Source organism: Candidatus Pelagibacter sp. Uisw_127 (assembly GCF_047722515.1).
GTDB lineage: Bacteria > Pseudomonadota > Alphaproteobacteria > Pelagibacterales > Pelagibacteraceae > Pelagibacter.
This window is the reverse complement of record NZ_CP159815.1, coordinates 1216429-1235331: the sequence shown is the minus strand read 5'-3', so window position 1 is coordinate 1235331 and position 18903 is coordinate 1216429. Positions and strand designations below refer to the sequence as shown.

Here is an 18903-nt window from a genome sequence, read left to right as displayed (position 1 = left end):
CAATATAAGTATGAAGTATAAAGCAAATAAATGAAAAATAAAAAAATTATTATAGGGTCAAGAGGTAGCAAATTAGCATTAATCTATGCTGAAAAAGCTAGAGAAAAAATTCTTAGCTATGCGAAAGATTTTGGAATTGAAGAAGTAATTATTAAGGAAATTGTTACCAAAGGTGATCAAGTTCAAGATAGAAGATTATCTGAAGTTGGAGGTAAGGGTCTTTTCTCAAAAACCATAGAGGTTGAGTTATTAGATGATAAAATAGACATAGCCGTACATGCACTAAAGGATATGCCTTCTGAAGAAACTGTAGGTTTGTTAACAAATTGTTTTTTAGAAAGAAACGACCCAAGAGAAATTTTAATTAGTAGAGATAATAAACATTTAAAAGATTTAGCTGTAAATTCAATTATTGGAACCTCTTCATTTAGAAGAGAGTTTCAGATCAAAAAAAAAAGAGATGACCTTGAGTGCAAATTAATTAGAGGAAACGTTGATACAAGAATAAGAAAGCTTAATGAAAATTTGTATGATGCAATTATCTTATCCTATGCTGGGATTGATTCTTTAGGATTAAATCAAAACATATCTCAAACTTTTTCTACTTCAGAAATTATACCTTGTGCGGGGCAAGGAGTCATTGCTTTGCAATGTAGAAGTAATGATGAAGAGCTAATTGAATTGTTAAAAAGTGTTAATCACCAATCAACACACAACTCTATAAAAGCTGAAAGAAATGTTTTAAAGGTTTTAGAGGGAGATTGTGAAACAGCGGTAGGTGTATTCGCTAGAATTGATGGTGATACAATTAATCTTGAAGCAGAACTTTTTTCACTAGATGGTAGTAAAAGGTTCCACTTAAAATCATTTGAAAGTGTAAATAAAGCAGAAGAATTAGGAATAGAGATGGGAAAAACTCTCAAAAAGATGTCTAATAATTCTTATAAAAAATAATATGCACATTTTGCTCACACGACCCCTAGAAGATTGTCATGAAATGATATTAAAATTTCAATCACTGGGTCATGAGATATCTCATTTACCTTTAATTAATATTGAAGGTTTAAAATATGAATCTCAAAATTATTCTGAATTTAAAGGAGTTATTTTTACAAGCGTTAATGCAATTAAATTTTTGGATATAAAAAATATTGATAAACGGTTAAAATGTTTTTGTGTAGGAAATGCAACTGAAAAAAAAGCTAGGAGTGTTGGTTTTCAAAACGTTTTTGCAGCCGAGGGAAATGTAAATAATCTAAAAGAATTAATTTTACAAAATTTTAACTCTTCTGAAGGAAAACTGCTTTATGTTAGTGGAGAAATGATATCTAGCAATTTAGATAGTGAGTTAATCTCACATGGTTACACTACAGAACGAGTAATTAATTATAGAACCAATCCAATCGAAAAATATGATGAAGACTTTATTAAAAAACTAAAATTAAAAATGCCTGAAATCACCTACGTTTATTCACAAAATAGCGCCATTAATTTTCTAAAAATGATTAAAAATTATCAGCTAGAAACCCTATGGATGAATACTAATTTAATGTGCATTGGTGAAAAAACTTCCTCAATTCTTAATGAAATTAAGTGGAAAAAAATTTTTCTTTTTAACCCTGGAGAAGAAGAATTTTTGCTATATAAAATTTAATTATGGACATATTTATTAATTTTAGTGAGCTGTTTATTTCTGTTTGGTCAGAAGGAATTCGTGGAGTTGATATTTTTCAAATATTAATTGGTATTGGAATATTTTTTATTTTTTTAATTTTTAGAGGAATAATAGGTAAAGTTATCATTAAAAGACTAGAAGCCATCGCAAAGAGAACTACAAATAAATTAGATGATACTTTTGTTCATGCAATGGAAGGACCAGCTAGGTTCCTACCAATTGTTTTAGGTTTTTTTATTGCAAGTTATTATATGTCTTTTGGTGAGGATGCTAGAGCTATAGTTGATACAATCAATCGAACCTTAATAACAATTTTAATTTTTTGGTTAATCCACCAAATTGTGGAGCCAATTTCTTATATATTAAGTGGGTTAGATAAAATGTTAACCCGTGAGTTAATTGGCTGGATTATTAAATCATTAAAAATCTTAATTTTTATTTTAGGATTAGCTGCTGTTCTTGAGCTTTGGGGAATAAAAATTGGACCAATTATTGCAGGACTTGGTTTATTTGGTGTTGCAGTTGCTTTGGGTGCACAAGATTTATTCAAAAATTTAATTTCAGGAATTTTAGTTTTAGTAGAAAAAAGATTTAAGATTGGAGACTGGATTTTGGTAGAAGGTATCATTGAAGGTATTGTTGAAAAGATTGGTTTTAGGTCAACGGTTTTAAGAAAGTTTGATAAGTCTTTAGCTATAATTCCTAATTTTCAGTTTGCTGAAAATGCAGTTATTAACATTAGTGAAACAACCAACTGGAGAATAGATTGGGCAATAACTCTTCAATATGACACTACGGTTGAGCAATTAAAAAAGATAAGAAATGAAATTGAAACCCACATCAAGAAAAGTGATGATTTTGATAATGCTGTAGGAATTGCAGTACGAGTTGAAAAGTTTTCAGACAGTTCTATAGATATGAGGGTTAGATGTTTTACTACCTCTAACAGTTTTAGTACATGGCTGGAAGTTAAAGAAAAACTTGCAATTGAAATTAAACAGATTGTAGAAGGAAACAGTGCAGCTTTTGCTTTCCCAAGTCAGTCAATTTATATTGAGAAAAAATGATAGCTATTTTTTACTTAGCTCTTCAAATATTAAAACTCTATTCCTATGTAGTTTTGGCTAATGTTGTAATTAGCTGGCTAGTTGCTTTTAATGTTTTAAATACCCAGAATAGATTTATTTATTCTATTTTAGAGATGACTTATCGGTTAACAAATCCAGCTCTTAATAAGATAAGACGATTTCTTCCTAACTTAGGATCACTAGATATTGCGCCAGTAATATTACTATTATTGATTTGGTTTATAGAAATGTGTATGAAGTTGTACATTGCACCAATGATTTTTTAGGGAAATTTTATGATTTTAATAGATGGAAAAAAAATAGCAGCTGAACTTAGAGAAGAATTAAGACAAGAGGTTGTAGAGCTAAAAGCTAAACACAATAAAATTCCAGGACTTACAGTAATTTTAATTGGAGATATGGCTCCTAGTCAAATTTATGTTCGCATGAAAGAAAAAGCTGCGAATGAAGTGGGGTTAAAGTCTGAAGTAATCAGATACCCAGAAGCCGTAGAAGAAAAAACAGTGTTAGGTAAAATTGAAGAATTAAATAAAGATGAAAGCATTTCAGGAATTTTAGTTCAATTACCTTTACCAAAACATATTGATAAGCAAAAAGTTATTGAAACTATTTTACCAGGAAAAGATGTAGATGGATTTCACCCGATGAATGTTGGAAACCTTTCATCAGGTTATAAAAGTTCAGTGCCCTGTACTCCTTTGGGATGTTATTTAATGATTAAAAAAATTGAACCAAATTTAACTGGAAAGAAAGCTGTTATGATTGGTAGATCAAATTTAAATGGTAAACCAATGGCACAGTTACTTTTAAAGGAAAATTGCACGGTAACAATTACCCATTCTAAAACCAAAGATTTAAAGGCAGAATGCCTAGAGGCAGACATTATTGTTGCTGCTGTAGGTATTCCAGAATTGGTAAAAGCTGATTGGGTTAAAAAAGATGCAATCGTAATAGATGTTGGAATCAATAAAACTGAAAACGGTATAGTTGGAGATGTTGCATTTGATGAAGTTTCTAAAGTTGCAAGAGCTTTAACACCCGTTCCAGGTGGAGTAGGGCCAATGACAATCGCCTGTTTATTAAAAAATACTATTGAGTGTTTTAAAAGATCCCAAAAATAAAAACATCAACACAGGTGACAAAATTTATAATTTTCATATTTATAATTATCGCATATAAATCATCACTAATTGCCATGGATAAAAAACCTTATCATCATTTGCCAGATGGAACTTTTAGAAATCCAGAAGGATCACCTGTTAGAACTAGTCAAGCCAAGTTTTCATACACACAATTCATTAAATTGAAAAAGAAAATAGATATTATCGTTCCAAAAGAACACGTTGTAGATAAAGAAAAAGTTTTATCTGATTTAAAAAAGTATAAAAATGAGGATTATATTGCTTGGATTGGTCATGCTACTTACTTAATTAAGTTAGGTGATACAATAATTATAACTGACCCTGTATTTTCAAAAAATGCTGGACCCTTAATTTTTGGCCCAGATAGATTTACTGAGCCTGCTTTAAATTTAAATGAAATTCCAAAGACTGATTTATTATTATTAACACATAATCATTATGATCATCAAGATATGGGAACTATTAGAAAGTATCCGTTTAAAGATACAAAAGTTTTAACACCTCTAAATCTTGGAAAATATTTTACAAAAAATAGATTTAACGATGTAAATGAAATGGATTGGTATGAGGAAATTCAGGTTAATGACGATCTAAAAGTAACTTTATTACCTGCAGTTCACTGGTCGAAGAGAAGCTTAACAGATATGAATAAAACACTCTGGGGTAATTTTTTAATTGAATACAAGGGTAAAAAAATCTTATTTGCTTGTGATACTGGTTATGGAAATATTTATAAAGAGCTAGGTAAAAAATATGGTCCAATTGATTTAACCATGATTAACATTGGGGCATATGACTTTAAACCCATGTTTGATAAATCAATTTACCACACAACACCAGAAGAAGCTTTAAATGTAGCTAAAGATTTAAGAAGCAAAAAGGTTATGGGAACACACTGGGGAACTTTTGTTTTATCTCTAGAACCCATTATGGAACCACCTGTACGATTTAAAGCTAGTGCAGAAAAATATGGTTTTAAAAAAGATGATGCTATTATCTTTAAAATTGGAGAGATGAGCTCTTTAAAAAATATATTATCAAATTAAGATTATTTTTTTTCCATTAACCATAAAGCATTTTCACTTAAGAAAAATATTTTACCATTAGACGGATGAACTTGAATATCTCTTATTCTTCCAACATTACTCTTAAATATAAGATCTTCTTTCACATTAGTTAGATCATTAAATATTAATTTTCTTAAAGATTTATCTTTTAAAGAAGTAACTAGCGCATGCCCATTCCATTCTTTAAACTCATTTCCTTTATAAATTGTAATAGCACTAGTAGCTATTGAAGGTACCCAATACTGAATTGCCTTAGTAAAACCTGGCTTCCATTGGGGACCAATCTTTGTTCCTGAGTAATTTTTTCCACCCCAGCCTAAAATTTTCCATCCATAATTTTCTCCTTTTTTAGCTTCTCCAAACCAATCGCCACCTTTTGCTCCATGATTACTTAAATATATTTTTCCATCATAATCGGAGAGTGTTAAACCTTGTGGATTACGAACACCTATTTGATAAATTTCAGGTAACCAGTTTTTCCTACCTTTAAATTTTGGATTATCTTTTGGAATACTGCCATTAGTATGAATTCTAATAATACTACCAGGATGTTTTGTAGGATCTTGAGCAATCATACCTTGGCCTCTTTCACCAACAGACGCATAAATATAATCATCCTTAATCGCTAATCTTGAACCAAAATGATAACCAGAATCTATAGGAGGGTTTGCTTGAAAAATATTTTTAAAATTTAATTCTTGTTTATTTAATTTTGCTTTTGCAATTGATGTACTTGTTTTTGAATCTCCTCTATTTTCTGAATAAGAAATCCACAGTATATTATCTTGATGAATAATATCTAATAATCCACCTTGACCAACTTCTAAAAAATTAAGGTTATGTTTAATCTCTGTAACTTTTTTTGAAATAACATTGACAATTTTAATTTTTCCACTTTTTTCAGTAATAATGATTTCATTATCATTAATAAATGATGATCCCCATGGTTCATTTAGCTCTATTATTTTAGTGAATGTATAATTGTTGGAATAGCTTTTTGAAGTAAATAAAAGAAAAAAAATTATTAATAAAAAATATTTTTTCACTTTAAGAAAGTTTTGATCTACCACCATCAACAGCTATTATCTGTCCAGTAATCCAAGAACTCTCTTCAGTAATTAAAAATTTAGCAAGTGCTGCAGAATCTTTTCCTTCACCCAGTCTTTTAAGAGGATGAGCTTTAGCAATACCATCTGCAATTGCAGGATTTTTTAACATTGGTTCTGCGATTTTAGATTTTGATAAACTTGGTGCAATACAATTTACTCTAATGTTTGGAGCAAACTCTGCAGCCAATGTAACAGTTAATCCTTCAACAGCAGCTTTAGCAGAAGCAATAATTGTATGGTTAGTAAAACCTCTTTGAGCGGCAACAGTTGAAAATAAAACTACTGAGCCTTTGTTCTTTTTTAAACTTTCCTGAAATCCTTTTATAGCTTCAATGGCTGAATAAAGGTTTAGCTTCATGCATTTGTTCATATCTGCTTCTGTAACCATTCTTAATGGTTTTAAATCAATAGATCCTACACAGTAAGCAATACCCTTAATTTCATTAACATCTGATTTTACTTTTTCTATAAATCCATTTTCTAAAACGTCAGCAACCGTATAAGAGCAACCCAGTTTTTCTGCAATTACTTTAGCTTCGCTTTCATTTCTTGCAACTAGATGAACATCATTACCTGAATTTTTTAATTGTTCAGCTAAGCTAGAACCTACAGAACCTGTCGCACCAAAAATAAGATATTTTTCTGACATATAATTTTTATTTAGTTATATTTAACTATGAAATTGTTTTTTATACTTGGCAATCAATTATTTCCATTAAAATACGTAGACCGCTTCAAAAAGGACCACTCTTTTTACATGGCAGAAGACTATGAACTATGTACTTATGAAAAGCATCATAAGCAAAAAATACTGCTATTTCTATCTTCTATGAGGTCTTATGCAGATATGCTTAAGGCGAATAAATACAAAGTTAAATATTCTAAAATTGAGGACAAAGATTTTAAAGACACTTATTTTAAGAAATTAAAAAGTATCATTGATCAAAAAAAAATTACTGAAATTTCAAGCTTTGAGGTTGAGGATAAATTTTTTGAAAAGAAAATTTCACAATTTTTAAAAAAAGAAAAAATTAACTGGAATATTGTTCAAACCCCAATGTTTTTAAACTCAAGAGACGAATTTAAAAGTTATTTAGCAAAATCAAAAAAACCTTTTATGGCAACATTCTATAAAGAGGTTCGTAAAAAATCTGGAATATTAATGGGAGCTGATGGAAATCCTATTGGAGGCAAATGGAGTTTTGATGAAGATAATAGAAATAAGTTACCGAAAGATATATTAATACCAAAATTTCCAAAAATTAATGAAACTAGTCATACTAAAAAATTAAAACCTATTATTGAAAAGTTTTTTAAAGATCATCCTGGCAACACAAGTGATTTTTGGCTTGCAACAGAATACAGTGATATTGTTAAACTTTTAGATTTTTTTATTAAAGAAAAATCAAATTTATTTGGTGACTATGAAGATGCTGTTAATCAAAAAGACAATATTTTATTTCATAGTGCATTAAGTCCGTACATTAATTTAGGATTGATAACTCCTGAAATTATTATTCAAAAAATTTTAGAATTTCATAAAAAACACAAAATTAGAATGAACTCACTTGAAGGCTATATTCGTCAGATAATAGGTTGGAGAGAGTTCATGCGTGGAATTTATCAAGGTTATTCTGATGAAATGGAAACTAAAAATTTTTTCAAGCATGAAAGAAAAATGAAAAAGTCTTGGTATGATGGAACAACAGGTTTACCCCCATTGGATCATGCAATTAAAAACGCAGTTAATCATGGGTGGTCTCATCATATAGAAAGGTTAATGATTTTGTCTAACATCATGAACCTTTGTGAAGTGAAACCAACTTATGTTTATAAATGGTTTATGGAAATGTTTGTAGATTCTTCTGACTGGGTAATGGTTCCTAATGTTTATGGAATGGGTCTATTTAGTGATGGAGGTATTTTTGCAACAAAACCATACATCTGTGGATCAAGTTATTTTATGAAGATGATGGATTTTAAAAAAGGAGAATGGTGCAATACAATGGATGGCCTTTATTGGAGATTTATAGATAGAAATAGAAAATTTTTTTTAAAGAACCCCAGATTATCAATGATGGTTTATGTTTTTGATAAAATGAATGATGAAAGAAAGAAAATGATTTTATCTGAAGCTGACAAGTTTATAAAATTAAATACAAATTAAAAATGTTAAAAAGCTTATTTATTATCTTTTTTTACCAACTTCTAGGTGAAGCCATTCAAAAATTTTTTGCAATAAATATTCCAGGGCCTGTTATTGGTTTAATTTTATTATTATTATCGTTCATATTATTTTCTAAAAATATTAAACAATCTAAGAAAATAATTAAAGAAATTTCTTTGATTAGTCATCAGATTATAAGCTACTTATCATTATTATTTGTTCCAATAGGTGTTGGGGTTGTAATGCATATAAGTTATCTAGGAGATAACTTATTCAAAATTTTTAGTATAATAATTATTGGTACACTCGCTACTTTAGTATTCACAGCATTTGTTATGGAAAAAATAATTAACCTAGAAAAGAAAAATGGCAAGAGAAGATAAACTATATAAAATTTGGGTATATTTGCAGGCAGAACCTCTTTTCTGGATCACCTTAACACTAGGAGCATATTTAGTAGGTGATTATTTATATAAAAAATCTAAGTTAAATCCATTGGTAAACCCTGTTGCAATAAGTATCTTAATTGTTTCCTCTGTTTTATTATTTTTAGATGTCTCCTATGATAGATATTTTGAGGGTGCAAAATTTATTCACTTTATGTTAGGTCCAGCAACAGTTGCTTTGGCTATACCAATTTTTGAAAAAAGAAATTTGATTACAAAAGAAGTTAAACCAATTATTTTTTCAATTTGTCTTGGAATACCTTTTGCAATTTTAATTACTTTTTATTTGGGAAAATTTTTTGGATTAAGTAATGAGATGATTTTAACAATGATACCTAGAAATGTGACAGCTCCTATTGCAATGGGTATCTCAGAGCTTATTGGAGGAATACCGTCCTTAACTGCAATAATTACAATAATTACTGGTATAATTGGTGCTTCATTGGGAACTTTTTTATTAAATGTTTTCAAAATAAAAGACATGAATGCTAGAGGTTTTGCGTTTGGTTTAGCAAGTCATGGAATTGGAACAGCAAGAGCAATGAGTAAAAATAAAACAGCGGGTGTGTTTGCTGCTCTAGCGATGGGCCTAAGTGGCATTGCAACTTCACTTTTTGTTTTAATTATAATTAAGCTTCTTATTTAATTTGTGAAAAAAGAAAATTTACCCTCAAAAATTTGTCTTACTTGTAAAAGACCTTTTACATGGCGTAAGAAATGGAAGTTAAATTGGGATAAAGTAAAGTATTGTTCTAAGAAGTGTTCGAAGTGATTTACCTATCTTTATTTGTCATATCTTTTTTAGCCGCAACCATTTTACCATTTTCATCTGAGCTCACATTGGCAGGGTTAATTGCAACATCCAATTATGATAATTTATTATTATTAATCGTTGCAAGCTTTGGTAATGTTTTAGGGTCAGTTGTTAACTGGGCTCTAGGATTTTATTCAAGAAATCTTACTACAAAAAAGTGGTTTCCATTTAAAGACAAGCAAATAGAAAACTCCTCAAAATGGTTTAGTAAATTTGGTAAATGGTCGTTATTATTTGCCTGGGTGCCAGTTATTGGAGATCCACTAACATTAGCAGCAGGATTGCTTAGGGTTAAATTTATAGAGTTTTTAATTTTAGTATCGATTGGAAAAGTTAGTAGATACTTTCTTATTTACTATTTCATTTGACAGTTAGAGACAAAAGTAGTTATATCTAAATGCGCTGAGTTAAGTTAAATTGCAGAGCGCTTTATAAATCCTGCTAAAGCGACATTTTAACCACCGCTTTAGACAGGTGGTTTTTTTTTATCTTTTATAAAATTAAGCTGGGCAGTTGAACCATATTGTGCGCCCTGCATTTGCTTAAGCACTAAAAAGGAGAAAAGAGGCCTATGAACTTAACCCTCTTGTTAGAACGTAACCTTTTTTCTCCAAAAAAACTGGAGAAAAAAAATGAGTACAAATAGACTAAAAGAAAGATTAGATAAAGGCCCCGTTATATGTGCAGAAGGTTTTTTGTTTGAAATAGAAAAACGTGGGTATATGGCATCTGGTGAATTTGTTCCGATGGTATCCCTAGATCATCCTGAAGTGTTAGAAAATTTACATAGAGAATTTCAGCATGCAGGATCTGATATTGTTGAAGCCTTTACTTATAATGGGCATAGAGAAAAAATGCGTGTCATTGGTAAAGAAGAACTCCTTGAACCTCTAAACCGTTCAGCATTAAAAATTGCTAAAAAAGTAGCACTAGATACTCCCAAAGGATCAAAACCAAATTTGATGGCAGGTAATATCTCTAATTCAAACATTTGGAAGCATAACGATTCACAATCTCAAAAAGAAGTTGAGGGAATGTTTTCTGAAATGATTGGTTGGGCCGTTGAAGAAGGGGCTGACATGTTAATTGGTGAAACTTTTTATTACGCTGAAGAAGCTTTTAAAGCACTTGAGGTTATGAAAAAAACTGGTTTACCAACAGTATTAACAATATCTCCAATGGGTGAAAATAAAATGAGAGATGGAAAATCTGTTGTTGATACCTGTAAAGAGCTTGAACAGCGTGGAGCAGATGTTGTTGGTTTAAATTGTTTTAGAGGGCCAGCAACAATGTTGCCCTTTTTAAAAGAGATTAGAAAAGCAGTTAAGTGTCATGTTGGAGCTTTACCTATTCCTTATAGAACCAGTGAAGATTACCCAACATTTTTTAATCTACCAGATAGAAGTAATTGTCAGTGTCCATCACCACATGGAAGAACATTTCCTACAGCGCTAGACCCACTTCTTTGTAATAGATATGAAATAGGTCAATTTGCAAAATGGGCAAATATTTTAGGAATACACTATCTTGGAGTATGCTGTGGAGCAAACCCAATGTTGATTAGAGAAGTTGCTGAGTCAGTTGGCTTAACTGTTCCAGCAACTAAATATAGAGAGAAGATGGAAAATCATTTTATGTATGGAAAAAATAAAAGAATTCCAAAACATATGACTGAATACGGAGATAAAGCATAAGTTAGATAATTAAAGTTAGCTACCTAGGCTTACTAAGGTTAGGTAGCTAAATTACATAATTATATACTTAAAATATTGTTATAGAACTCATTCTAAAATACTATAAATTAGCAATGAATATAATTGTCTTGCAGCACATCAAAATTGAAGATCCTGGATACATAAAAGATCTTATGTTGGATGATGGATTTAAACTAACCACAATAGAGTTGGACGAAGGTGAAAAAATTCCAAGTGATCTAAGTAAATTTGATGGAATGTTTTGTATGGGTGGTCCAATGGATACTTTTATGGAGCAAGAATATTCTTGGTTGGTTGATGAAAAAAAAAGAATTAAAGAATTTGTCATTGATTTAAAGAAGCCCTACCTAGGTTTTTGTTTAGGCTGTCAGTTATTAGGAGAAGTTGTCGGTGGTAAGGTAGTAAAATCTAACCCAGCAGAAATTGGAATAATGGATATAAATTTTACTAAAGAAAAAAATGAAGATATTTTATTTTCAAAATTTCCAGAACAAATTAAAAGTTTACAGTGGCATTCTTATGAGGTGCAAGGAATAGATGATAATAAAGATATTACTTTATTAGCTTCATCACCAGTAACCAAATATCAAATTTTTAAATATCAAAATCATGCGTATGGAATTCAATTTCATATCGAAATTAAAGATACGACAGTTAATGAATGGGGCTGTGTACCAGAGTATAAAAAAGCGCTTGAGGATCAATTAGGTGAGGGTGCATTAGAAAAATTTGATCAAACTGCCAAAAATAATATGATTGATATGAATAACTATTCAAAAACACTCTACGAAAATTTTAAAAAAATTTTAATTTAAATTGTAATATCATTTTAAAGAGATAGACAAATTAGATGGCAGAGATTTTTATTCAAACTTTTTTTCTATATTTTATTGTTATAGATCCATTGGGAAACACCCCATTGTTTTTAAGTATTACTCAAAATATGGATACAAACAAAAAGATAAGAATAGCATTAAGTGCAACAATAATAGCTTCAATCATATTACTGTTTTTTGCATTACTTGGAAGTTCATTGCTAAGTTATTTAAATATTTCTTACCCAGCATTCACTATTGGTGGAGGAATAATTTTATTAATTATTGCAATAGAAATGTTGTTTGACAAGCGTCAACAAAGGAAAGAAGAAGATATAGATCTTAATTCAGATAACGTTAGTATTTTTCCCTTAGCAACACCTATTATTGCAGGGCCAGCCGCTATCACTTCAGTAATAGTTTCTGTCTCAGATATTGGAACTAATTTTACTAATCAGACTGCAGGAATGATTTCACTAGTATCTGTTTTATTTTTAACTTTTATAATTTTTTTTGTAGCTTCAAAATTTTCTAAAATAATAAATAAAAAAATAATTGGAGTTATTTCAAGAGTGGTAGCTATTATTCTTGTTGGATTGAGTGTGCAGTATATCTTAGATGGAATTAAAACCTTTTTAGTTTAATTAAAATTAGAAATAATTTTTGGAATATAGTTTTTAAAATTAAAAAAACCTTTATTGCAATATTGCCAAGAAAACTGATCTAACTTTCTATATAAAAATTTAATATTCTTTAATTGATTATTTTGAATAAAATCTAAATTTTCGCCAACAGTTGGATAAAGTGCATTAACTTCTTCAGTAATATTTTTTAAATCATTAATGTTAATAGTTTCACAATTAATTGATTTTTCTTCTAATCTTATTTTTTGATCCTCTAAAAGGTTAGCCTTAAATTTCAACACTTTTTCACTTAATTTGATAGTTCTATTTGTACCATTTGAGACTAACAAAATTTTTTTAAATTTATATTCTTTAAAATCAGAAAATTCAAATGTCATATTATTTTCAAATATTAATAAAGTTTTATCCTCTGAAATCTCAGAATTTTCAAAGCTCTTATTAGTAACTGAATATATTTTATCACCAAATATAGGCTTGGCATTTTCATTAAGTTTTATGTTTTTAAATCTATTATTTGTAAATTTATTAATATTCCATTCACTTGCGAGGTAATGCTTGCCTTGAGTTTGAACTCCAGCTACCCATCTCCAACCAAGGGTATTTGATGCGGTGTCACCATCATAAAGATTCTGCATAAAAAACTCAGCCCCCAATTGCCACGGTAATTTTAATGTAAAAATCCAAATACTCGCAAACCACATTCTTGTGTGGTTATGAAGATAATTGTTTTCTTTAAGTTCAATTGTCCATTGATTAAAACAATCTACATTTGTCTTTCCTTCAATTGCATCCAAATAACTTTGATTGTTTTTAAATTCATCTTTAACTTTACCTAATTCTATTAAGTAATCTGACCAAACATTAGGTCTTAATTCTAACCATCCTTTCCAATAAACACGCCACAGAACTTCCTGAATAAATTTTTCATTTTTTGCAAATGAAAATTTTTTAAGGGATTTATTAATTACTTCTAATTCATTAATTATTCCGTGAGTTATATAGGGGGATAAACGAGAAATATTAGATATATTATCTGGCCCAAAATCAAAATTTCTTAGTTTTGAATAATTGGAAAGATTTTGTTCAATAAAATTATTTAATTGATCAACGGCTTTAGCCCTTGAAGCTTCAAAAATCATTTTAAACTATTTAGATTTTCTTTTCTTTAGACCCAATTTATCACTATGTCTTAATCTAAGAATAACTATTGCGGATGCAATTAGAACTATAGCTACAGCTTCATAAACTAATGCTGATGGATCCATCTCTTTCCCTTGCAATATAATAAATCGAGCTAGGGCAGTGATAGCAATTAAAAGAGGCAAAGTTATACTAATTGATTGTTGATTCCAAAAAACTCGAACCATTGCTAAAACTTCTAAATAAAGAAACATTAAAAGTAAATCAGCCAATGTAACTGATTGATTTAGAATCATATTCTTAATTTCCATACCAACAGCAATTACAGTGCTTACTAAAATAATGCACATTAATGCTAGCTGTAAATTTTTTGCTATTTTTTCCATTACTTATCTTTACTAAATGGTAGCCATTTTTCAAACACTGATTTTGATGGACCATCATATGGGATTGCATAAGAGCTAGGGTTGGGGCTAGTTAAGACCTCTATTCCTTTAGAAAATACAAAGATAAAAACAATGACAAAAACAATAACCATGATTTTAAATGGATCAAAATTTTTAGTTTGGAATACACTACTAGATTGTGCCTCTGCTTTATGAAAATGTTTGAACGTCATATAGACTGCAAATATTAAACCAACGTGCGCAATGTAGAGACCAGCCCAACCAAATGCAAATGTTGTATAGGAAAATATATATAGACTAAAAACTGTTGTCCAAACGAAACTTAGAACTAATAAAATTTGTAATCTCACAGATCTTGGCAAAGATCTTAGGTCGTTTTTACTGTCATCAAATAAAATATTTGCTGCATCTATCATCCAATTTTTTAGTGCTTCCATATGACCAGAATAGATATTTATACGTTAAAGGCAAAGGATAAAGTGTCCTTTAATTTTTAGCTTAAATTGGACTTTATTGCATTTTCCAAATTTGTAGAGCTCTGGGCTCCTGAAATAAAATCTGTTCCTATTTCAAAAAAAGGTACTCCACTAACTTTTTTTTCTCTTGCAACTGAAGTATATGAATTAACTTCTTCAATATTTTTTAAATTAAAAAAATCATTAATTACATCTGCATTAATATTAAATTCTTTTCCAATATTAATTAAGATTTCTTTATCTCCAATATCGAGACCCTCAACAAAATATGAGTGGTATATTTTTTCTTTAACTTCGTTGTGTACATTGGATCGTTCGGCTAATTTTATTAATAAATGAGAAAATACTGTATTGGGTGTTTTTTTTATATTATCTAGATTAAAATTAAGACCTTCTTTATTGGCCTCTTCTGTCATTCTATCATACATCGGTTGAGCAAAATCTTTACCACCAAACTTTATTTCTAAATACTTACTTCTTTCAATTCCTTCTTTGGGCATATCAGTATTTAATTGAAACGGAACATGCTCTATCTCAAACTCAGTTTCAGGAAAAGCTTTTAATGCTTTATTTAGTCTTGTCTGACCAATAAAACACCACCCACAAATTGTGTCGGCGAATACTTTTATTTTCATAAATTTATGAACGAAGTTTTTGTTTATGAAAGTTAATAAACCTTTCTACGTTTGATTTATTAAAGGTTTTATTTTCTTCAAAAGAAACTTTTTTCATTGAGTAGGCAGTACTTTTCGTATGTCTAGACATTATAGTGATATTACCTTTGTATAATTTAAGCTTAACAGACCCGTTTACTTTATTTTTTTTAAGATCCACTATTTTTTGAAGTTTAAATCTTGCTTTTGAATACCAGTAACCATTGTAGATAAGTTCAGCATATTTTGGCATAATTTCATCTTTTTTATGCATAGTTTCTTTATCTAAAGTAACTGATTCAATTGCTCTATGTGCTGACATGAGCAGTGTCCCACCAGGTGTTTCATAAACACCTCTTGATTTAATTCCAATAAATCTATTCTCAACTAAATCAACTCTACCTATTCCATTTTTACCTGCAACCTCATTAAGTTTTTCTAACAAGTTTCCAGGTGATAATTTTTCACCATTAACAGTTATAGGATCTCCATTTTTAAAACCTATAGATACAAATGAAGCTATGTTAGGTGCTTTTTCAGGAGACACTGTTCTTTGAAAAAGAAACTCGGGTGCTGCATTTTTTGGATTTTCTAAAACCTTTCCCTCAGTTGAAGTGTGATATAAATTGTCATCAATAGAAAATGGTGGTGCACCTTTTTTATCTGTTGGAATTGGAATATTATTTTTTTTTGCATATTTAATTAAATCTGTTCTGGAATTTAATTTCCATATTCTCCAGGGAGCAATAATTTTTACCTTAGGACCAAAATAATGATAACCCAATTCAAATCTTATTTGGTCATTACCTTTTCCAGTTGATCCATGGGACACAGCATAAGCACCAAACTTTTTAGCAACAGCAATTTGACGTTTTGCAATTAACGGTCTTGCAATTGAAGTTCCTAATAAATACACACCTTCATAAATAGCGTGCCCTCTAAGCATTGGAAAAACATAATCTTTTACAAAAATATCTTTTAAGTCTTCAATGATTATATCTTTAACTCCTAATTTTTTTGCATTTCTTATAATTTTTTTTCTATCAATTTCTTGTCCTACATCAGCAGTGTAACAAATAACCTCTGCATCATAATTTTCCTGAAGCCATTTTAAAATAATAGAAGTGTCTAGTCCGCCAGAATATGCGAGTACAATCTTTTTTTTAGATTTCATTTATTTAGCCACAGTTTGCTTTGGTAGCATTGTATGCTTTGGTAAAGCCTAATAATGAATAGTGATCAATAGTTTGAGATCCATTTTGAGTGTAACCTTGAACCATTATTCTAGATCCTTTTTTCAGAGTTTTGATCATTTTTTTCTCTAATTTATTTTCTTTATCTGTCATCCAAGCAAAACCATCCTGCATAATGTCAAATTCATATATATTTTTTCCAGAAGTTACTTTAACCAAATTTTTATTATTAAATTCATAGCCACTAGTAACACTTATTTCATTAGCTATATTTTCTCCTGGTCTAAAGCTAATAAATAATCTTGCTTCTCTAGGGTTAGATTTTGGTGCTTGTAGAACAGGTTTAGATTGTGCATAACAAACCTTACCTTTTTCATCATTCATTACATATGTTTCCCAGTCCTTGTGTGTACCCATTTTTTTCACCTCTTGAGCATTAACTTGACCTGCAAAGGTAGTTATAAAAAGTAGGATTATAAAATTTTTAATTAAGGACATGGGTTTGGGTAAATTGTTTGTACTTCATTTATTTCTTTAATTATTTCTTCAGTTAAATTTATATTTATACTTTCCACGTTAGTTTTCAACTGTTCCATTGTCGTAGCACCAATAATAACGGATGTTACAAAAGGTTGAATTTCTAAAAATTTTAATGACATCTGTGCTAAATCCAGGTTGTGTTTCTTTGATATTTCATAATATAGATCAATAGCTTTTTCAGCATTTTGATTATTGTATCTAGACCAAAAATCTCCATCTCTTTCCATTCTAGAGTTTTTTGGTAATTGTTTGTTTCTATACTTTCCTGATAAATACCCACATGCTAAAGGCGAATAGGCTAGTAATCCTGCTTGTTCTCTAATAGAAATTTCTGCAAGTCCAACTTCATAAGTTCTATTAAGTAAATTATATGGATTTTGAACAGAAAGCATTCTCGGAAGCTTTTGTTCTTTTGATAATTCTAAATATTCAGTTAATCCCCATGGAGTTTCATTGGACACACCCACATGTTTAATTTTTCCTTGATCAATAAATTTTTTTAAATTTCCTAGAATATCCTCAAATTGAGTCCACTCATTACTATCATCATGCTCATATCCTAATTTTCCAAAAAAATTTGTTTTTCTTTCTGGCCAATGCAGTTGATATAAATCAATACAATCAGTTTTTAATCTTCTTAAACTTCCTTCAAGTGCCTCTGTAATATTTTTTTCTCCAAACTGATTACCACCACCTCGTACATATTCTCTCATTGGGCCACAAACTTTAGAGGCCAAGACTACCTTGTCTCTCTTTTTTGTTTTTTCAAACCAGTTACCAATAATAGTTTCAGTATGACCAAAGGTTTCTTCTCTAGGAGGAACAGAATAAATCTCTGCAGTATCCCAAAAATTTACACCCTGATCCAAAGCATAATCCATCTGCTCAAAGCCTTCAATTTGGGTATTTTGTTCGCCCCAAGTCATAGTGCCTAGACAAATAGTGCTTACTTTTAAATCTGTATTTCCTAGTTTTTTGTAATTCATAATTATTTTAATCTTATTAAGACATCTTGAAATAATAGTAAAAGGCTATTATATATAGGTCATGATATTCAATAAACAAAATTTGCTAAATAAAGTAAAAGAAGCCCAACAATCAACAGTAGTAATGGATGAGGGCTTAAGAGCCTACATGCTAAAAGTCTACAACTATATGGCTTCTGGTATTTTATTAACTGGACTTGTATCTTTAGTATTCTTTAAATTATCAGTAGTTACAGATGCTAATGGATCTATTGTTGCCTTAACAAGTATAGGAAACACAATTTTTCTTTCAGGTTTTAAATGGATCGTAATGTTGGCGCCTCTTGGAGTTGTCTTTTACATGAGTGCGAAAATTAATAAAATGGCAGCATCTACTGCTCAAACAACTTTCTGGGTTTTTGCTTCGTTAATGGGAATTTCTTTATCTTCAATATTTTTAACTTATACTGGAGCGAGCATCACTAGAGTATTCTTTATTACCTCAATTACCTTTGGTGCAATGAGCTTGTATGGTTACACAACTAAGAGAGATCTTACAAAATTAGGATCTTTTTTAATGATGGGTTTAATTGGTATTATCGTAGCATCAGTTGTTAATATGTTTATGAAATCTTCAATGATGGATTTTGTTATTTCAATCCTAGGTGTTTTAATTTTTGTAGGCCTTACTGCTTATGATACTCAGAAAATTAAAAACATGTATGTAGCAAGTGATACAGGTGAGTTGATGGGCAAAAAAGCTGTAATGGGCGCTCTAACTCTTTACCTAGACTTTATAAATTTATTTATAATGCTGTTAAGATTATTCGGTCAAAGACGATAGTCT

Annotated in this window: 24 protein-coding genes and 1 riboswitch; of the genes, 15 read left to right on the top strand and 9 right to left on the bottom strand. The window is 29.8% G+C overall.

The window, feature by feature from the left end; all coding sequences use genetic code 11:
* Positions 1 to 30: 30 nt before the first annotated feature.
* The 6 genes from hemC to ABXT65_RS06710 are packed head-to-tail and all read left to right on the top strand — an operon-like array spanning position 31 to position 4951.
* Positions 31 to 954, top strand: a complete 924-nt coding sequence (gene hemC, locus ABXT65_RS06735) for a hydroxymethylbilane synthase (RefSeq protein WP_415323310.1) — start codon at positions 31 to 33, stop codon at positions 952 to 954.
* Between the two features lie 43 nt (positions 955 to 997).
* Complete coding sequence (locus ABXT65_RS06730) at positions 998 to 1654, top strand: uroporphyrinogen-III synthase (protein WP_415323308.1); 657 nt, start codon at positions 998 to 1000, stop codon at positions 1652 to 1654.
* Between the two features lie 2 nt (positions 1655 to 1656).
* The gene (locus tag ABXT65_RS06725) at positions 1657 to 2742 is read left to right on the top strand and encodes a mechanosensitive ion channel family protein (RefSeq protein ID WP_415323306.1); all 1086 of its coding nucleotides are present in this window, start codon (positions 1657 to 1659) and stop codon (positions 2740 to 2742) included.
* Entirely contained in the window at positions 2739 to 3029 is a 291-nt protein-coding gene (locus tag ABXT65_RS06720) for a YggT family protein (RefSeq protein ID WP_415323304.1), read from the top strand. The genes ABXT65_RS06725 and ABXT65_RS06720 overlap by 4 nt, the downstream gene beginning before the upstream one ends.
* Before the next feature lie 9 nt (positions 3030 to 3038).
* Positions 3039 to 3884 carry a bifunctional 5,10-methylenetetrahydrofolate dehydrogenase/5,10-methenyltetrahydrofolate cyclohydrolase gene (locus ABXT65_RS06715; RefSeq protein WP_415323302.1) on the top strand — a complete coding sequence of 282 codons (846 nt, stop codon included), beginning with the start codon at positions 3039 to 3041 and terminating at the stop codon, positions 3882 to 3884.
* Between the two features lie 14 nt (positions 3885 to 3898).
* Complete coding sequence (locus ABXT65_RS06710) at positions 3899 to 4951, top strand: MBL fold metallo-hydrolase (protein ID WP_415323300.1); 1053 nt, start codon at positions 3899 to 3901, stop codon at positions 4949 to 4951.
* A gap of 2 nt (positions 4952 to 4953) precedes the next feature.
* Here ABXT65_RS06710 and ABXT65_RS06705 read toward each other — a convergent pair whose 3' ends face one another.
* Together ABXT65_RS06705 and ABXT65_RS06700 are read right to left on the bottom strand one after the other, a co-directional pair.
* Positions 4954 to 6045 carry a PQQ-dependent sugar dehydrogenase gene (locus ABXT65_RS06705; protein ID WP_415323298.1) on the bottom strand — a complete coding sequence of 364 codons (1092 nt, stop codon included), beginning with the start codon at positions 6043 to 6045 and terminating at the stop codon, positions 4954 to 4956.
* The gene (locus ABXT65_RS06700; protein ID WP_415323296.1) at positions 6020 to 6730 is read right to left on the bottom strand and encodes an SDR family NAD(P)-dependent oxidoreductase; all 711 of its coding nucleotides are present in this window, start codon (positions 6728 to 6730) and stop codon (positions 6020 to 6022) included. Before ABXT65_RS06700 ends, ABXT65_RS06705 begins: the two co-directional genes overlap by 26 nt.
* Positions 6731 to 6757: 27 nt before the next feature.
* On the opposite strand from ABXT65_RS06700, the gene ABXT65_RS06695 reads away from it, so the two are divergent.
* The 8 genes from ABXT65_RS06695 (at position 6758) to ABXT65_RS06660 (ending at position 12682) form a co-directional block, all read left to right on the top strand.
* The gene (locus ABXT65_RS06695) at positions 6758 to 8248 is read left to right on the top strand and encodes a cryptochrome/photolyase family protein (protein ID WP_415323294.1); all 1491 of its coding nucleotides are present in this window, start codon (positions 6758 to 6760) and stop codon (positions 8246 to 8248) included.
* A gap of 2 nt (positions 8249 to 8250) precedes the next feature.
* Positions 8251 to 8631 carry a CidA/LrgA family protein gene (locus ABXT65_RS06690; protein WP_415323292.1) on the top strand — a complete coding sequence of 127 codons (381 nt, stop codon included), beginning with the start codon at positions 8251 to 8253 and terminating at the stop codon, positions 8629 to 8631.
* Positions 8615 to 9340 (top strand): LrgB family protein, encoded by a 726-nt coding sequence (locus ABXT65_RS06685; RefSeq protein ID WP_415323290.1) that lies wholly within the window; start codon positions 8615 to 8617, stop codon positions 9338 to 9340. The genes ABXT65_RS06690 and ABXT65_RS06685 overlap by 17 nt, the downstream gene beginning before the upstream one ends.
* 3 nt (positions 9341 to 9343) lie before the next feature.
* The gene (locus ABXT65_RS06680; RefSeq protein WP_415323288.1) at positions 9344 to 9466 is read left to right on the top strand and encodes a DUF2256 domain-containing protein; all 123 of its coding nucleotides are present in this window, start codon (positions 9344 to 9346) and stop codon (positions 9464 to 9466) included.
* The gene (locus ABXT65_RS06675) at positions 9463 to 9876 is read left to right on the top strand and encodes a YqaA family protein (RefSeq protein ID WP_415323286.1); all 414 of its coding nucleotides are present in this window, start codon (positions 9463 to 9465) and stop codon (positions 9874 to 9876) included. Before ABXT65_RS06680 ends, ABXT65_RS06675 begins: the two co-directional genes overlap by 4 nt.
* Before the next feature lie 130 nt (positions 9877 to 10006).
* Positions 10007 to 10071, top strand: a riboswitch (SAM riboswitch).
* A 69-nt stretch (positions 10072 to 10140) separates the two neighbouring features.
* A complete protein-coding gene (locus tag ABXT65_RS06670) occupies positions 10141 to 11202 on the top strand; it encodes a homocysteine S-methyltransferase family protein (protein WP_415323284.1) in 1062 nt (353 codons plus the stop codon).
* Between the two features lie 113 nt (positions 11203 to 11315).
* Positions 11316 to 12038, top strand: a complete 723-nt coding sequence (locus ABXT65_RS06665; RefSeq protein ID WP_415323282.1) for a type 1 glutamine amidotransferase — start codon at positions 11316 to 11318, stop codon at positions 12036 to 12038.
* A gap of 35 nt (positions 12039 to 12073) precedes the next feature.
* Complete coding sequence (locus ABXT65_RS06660; RefSeq protein ID WP_415323280.1) at positions 12074 to 12682, top strand: MarC family protein; 609 nt, start codon at positions 12074 to 12076, stop codon at positions 12680 to 12682.
* On the opposite strand, the gene ABXT65_RS06655 is transcribed toward ABXT65_RS06660, so the two are convergent.
* From ABXT65_RS06655 to ABXT65_RS06625, 7 genes are read right to left on the bottom strand one after another with little or no spacing between them, the layout of a single operon-like run.
* Positions 12679 to 13821, bottom strand: coding sequence for an FAD-binding domain-containing protein (locus ABXT65_RS06655; RefSeq protein ID WP_415323279.1), 1143 nt, complete (start codon positions 13819 to 13821; stop codon positions 12679 to 12681). The genes ABXT65_RS06660 and ABXT65_RS06655 overlap by 4 nt on opposite strands.
* A 6-nt stretch (positions 13822 to 13827) precedes the next feature.
* Positions 13828 to 14208, bottom strand: coding sequence for a phosphate-starvation-inducible PsiE family protein (locus tag ABXT65_RS06650; RefSeq protein WP_415323277.1), 381 nt, complete (start codon positions 14206 to 14208; stop codon positions 13828 to 13830).
* The gene (locus ABXT65_RS06645; protein ID WP_415323275.1) at positions 14208 to 14666 is read right to left on the bottom strand and encodes a hypothetical protein; all 459 of its coding nucleotides are present in this window, start codon (positions 14664 to 14666) and stop codon (positions 14208 to 14210) included. Before ABXT65_RS06645 ends, ABXT65_RS06650 begins: the two co-directional genes overlap by 1 nt.
* Before the next feature lie 56 nt (positions 14667 to 14722).
* Positions 14723 to 15340, bottom strand: a complete 618-nt coding sequence (locus ABXT65_RS06640) for a DsbA family oxidoreductase (protein WP_415323273.1) — start codon at positions 15338 to 15340, stop codon at positions 14723 to 14725.
* 4 nt (positions 15341 to 15344) lie between these two features.
* On the bottom strand, positions 15345 to 16532 hold the full coding sequence (locus ABXT65_RS06635) for an argininosuccinate synthase (protein ID WP_415323272.1): 1188 nt from the start codon (positions 16530 to 16532) through the stop codon (positions 15345 to 15347).
* Between the two features lie 4 nt (positions 16533 to 16536).
* Positions 16537 to 17049, bottom strand: a complete 513-nt coding sequence (locus tag ABXT65_RS06630; protein WP_415323270.1) for an invasion associated locus B family protein — start codon at positions 17047 to 17049, stop codon at positions 16537 to 16539.
* Entirely contained in the window at positions 17040 to 18077 is a 1038-nt protein-coding gene (locus ABXT65_RS06625) for an aldo/keto reductase (protein WP_415323268.1), read from the bottom strand. The genes ABXT65_RS06630 and ABXT65_RS06625 overlap by 10 nt, the downstream gene beginning before the upstream one ends.
* A gap of 61 nt (positions 18078 to 18138) precedes the next feature.
* On the opposite strand from ABXT65_RS06625, the gene ABXT65_RS06620 reads away from it, so the two are divergent.
* A complete protein-coding gene (locus ABXT65_RS06620) occupies positions 18139 to 18900 on the top strand; it encodes a Bax inhibitor-1/YccA family protein (RefSeq protein WP_415323266.1) in 762 nt (253 codons plus the stop codon).
* Positions 18901 to 18903 lie beyond the last annotated feature (3 nt).

Excerpts from the sequence above, each read along its gene's own strand:
- hemC (WP_415323310.1), top strand. The coding sequence starts at position 31 with ATGAAAAATAAAAAAATTATTATAGGGTCAAGAGGTAGCAAATTAGCA.
- ABXT65_RS06730 (WP_415323308.1), top strand. The coding sequence starts at position 998 with ATGATATTAAAATTTCAATCACTGGGTCATGAGATATCTCATTTACCT.
- ABXT65_RS06725 (WP_415323306.1), top strand. The coding sequence starts at position 1,657 with ATGGACATATTTATTAATTTTAGTGAGCTGTTTATTTCTGTTTGGTCA.
- ABXT65_RS06720 (WP_415323304.1), top strand. The coding sequence starts at position 2,739 with ATGATAGCTATTTTTTACTTAGCTCTTCAAATATTAAAACTCTATTCC.
- ABXT65_RS06715 (WP_415323302.1), top strand. The coding sequence starts at position 3,039 with ATGATTTTAATAGATGGAAAAAAAATAGCAGCTGAACTTAGAGAAGAA.
- ABXT65_RS06705 (WP_415323298.1), bottom strand. The coding sequence starts at position 6,045 with ATGGTGGTAGATCAAAACTTTCTTAAAGTGAAAAAATATTTTTTATTA.
- ABXT65_RS06700 (WP_415323296.1), bottom strand. The coding sequence starts at position 6,730 with ATGTCAGAAAAATATCTTATTTTTGGTGCGACAGGTTCTGTAGGTTCT.
- ABXT65_RS06695 (WP_415323294.1), top strand. The coding sequence starts at position 6,758 with ATGAAATTGTTTTTTATACTTGGCAATCAATTATTTCCATTAAAATAC.
- ABXT65_RS06690 (WP_415323292.1), top strand. The coding sequence starts at position 8,251 with ATGTTAAAAAGCTTATTTATTATCTTTTTTTACCAACTTCTAGGTGAA.
- ABXT65_RS06685 (WP_415323290.1), top strand. The coding sequence starts at position 8,615 with ATGGCAAGAGAAGATAAACTATATAAAATTTGGGTATATTTGCAGGCA.
- ABXT65_RS06670 (WP_415323284.1), top strand. The coding sequence starts at position 10,141 with ATGAGTACAAATAGACTAAAAGAAAGATTAGATAAAGGCCCCGTTATA.
- ABXT65_RS06665 (WP_415323282.1), top strand. The coding sequence starts at position 11,316 with ATGAATATAATTGTCTTGCAGCACATCAAAATTGAAGATCCTGGATAC.
- ABXT65_RS06660 (WP_415323280.1), top strand. The coding sequence starts at position 12,074 with ATGGCAGAGATTTTTATTCAAACTTTTTTTCTATATTTTATTGTTATA.
- ABXT65_RS06655 (WP_415323279.1), bottom strand. The coding sequence starts at position 13,821 with ATGATTTTTGAAGCTTCAAGGGCTAAAGCCGTTGATCAATTAAATAAT.
- ABXT65_RS06650 (WP_415323277.1), bottom strand. The coding sequence starts at position 14,208 with ATGGAAAAAATAGCAAAAAATTTACAGCTAGCATTAATGTGCATTATT.
- ABXT65_RS06645 (WP_415323275.1), bottom strand. The coding sequence starts at position 14,666 with ATGGAAGCACTAAAAAATTGGATGATAGATGCAGCAAATATTTTATTT.
- ABXT65_RS06640 (WP_415323273.1), bottom strand. The coding sequence starts at position 15,340 with ATGAAAATAAAAGTATTCGCCGACACAATTTGTGGGTGGTGTTTTATT.
- ABXT65_RS06635 (WP_415323272.1), bottom strand. The coding sequence starts at position 16,532 with ATGAAATCTAAAAAAAAGATTGTACTCGCATATTCTGGCGGACTAGAC.
- ABXT65_RS06630 (WP_415323270.1), bottom strand. The coding sequence starts at position 17,049 with ATGTCCTTAATTAAAAATTTTATAATCCTACTTTTTATAACTACCTTT.
- ABXT65_RS06625 (WP_415323268.1), bottom strand. The coding sequence starts at position 18,077 with ATGAATTACAAAAAACTAGGAAATACAGATTTAAAAGTAAGCACTATT.
- ABXT65_RS06620 (WP_415323266.1), top strand. The coding sequence starts at position 18,139 with ATGATATTCAATAAACAAAATTTGCTAAATAAAGTAAAAGAAGCCCAA.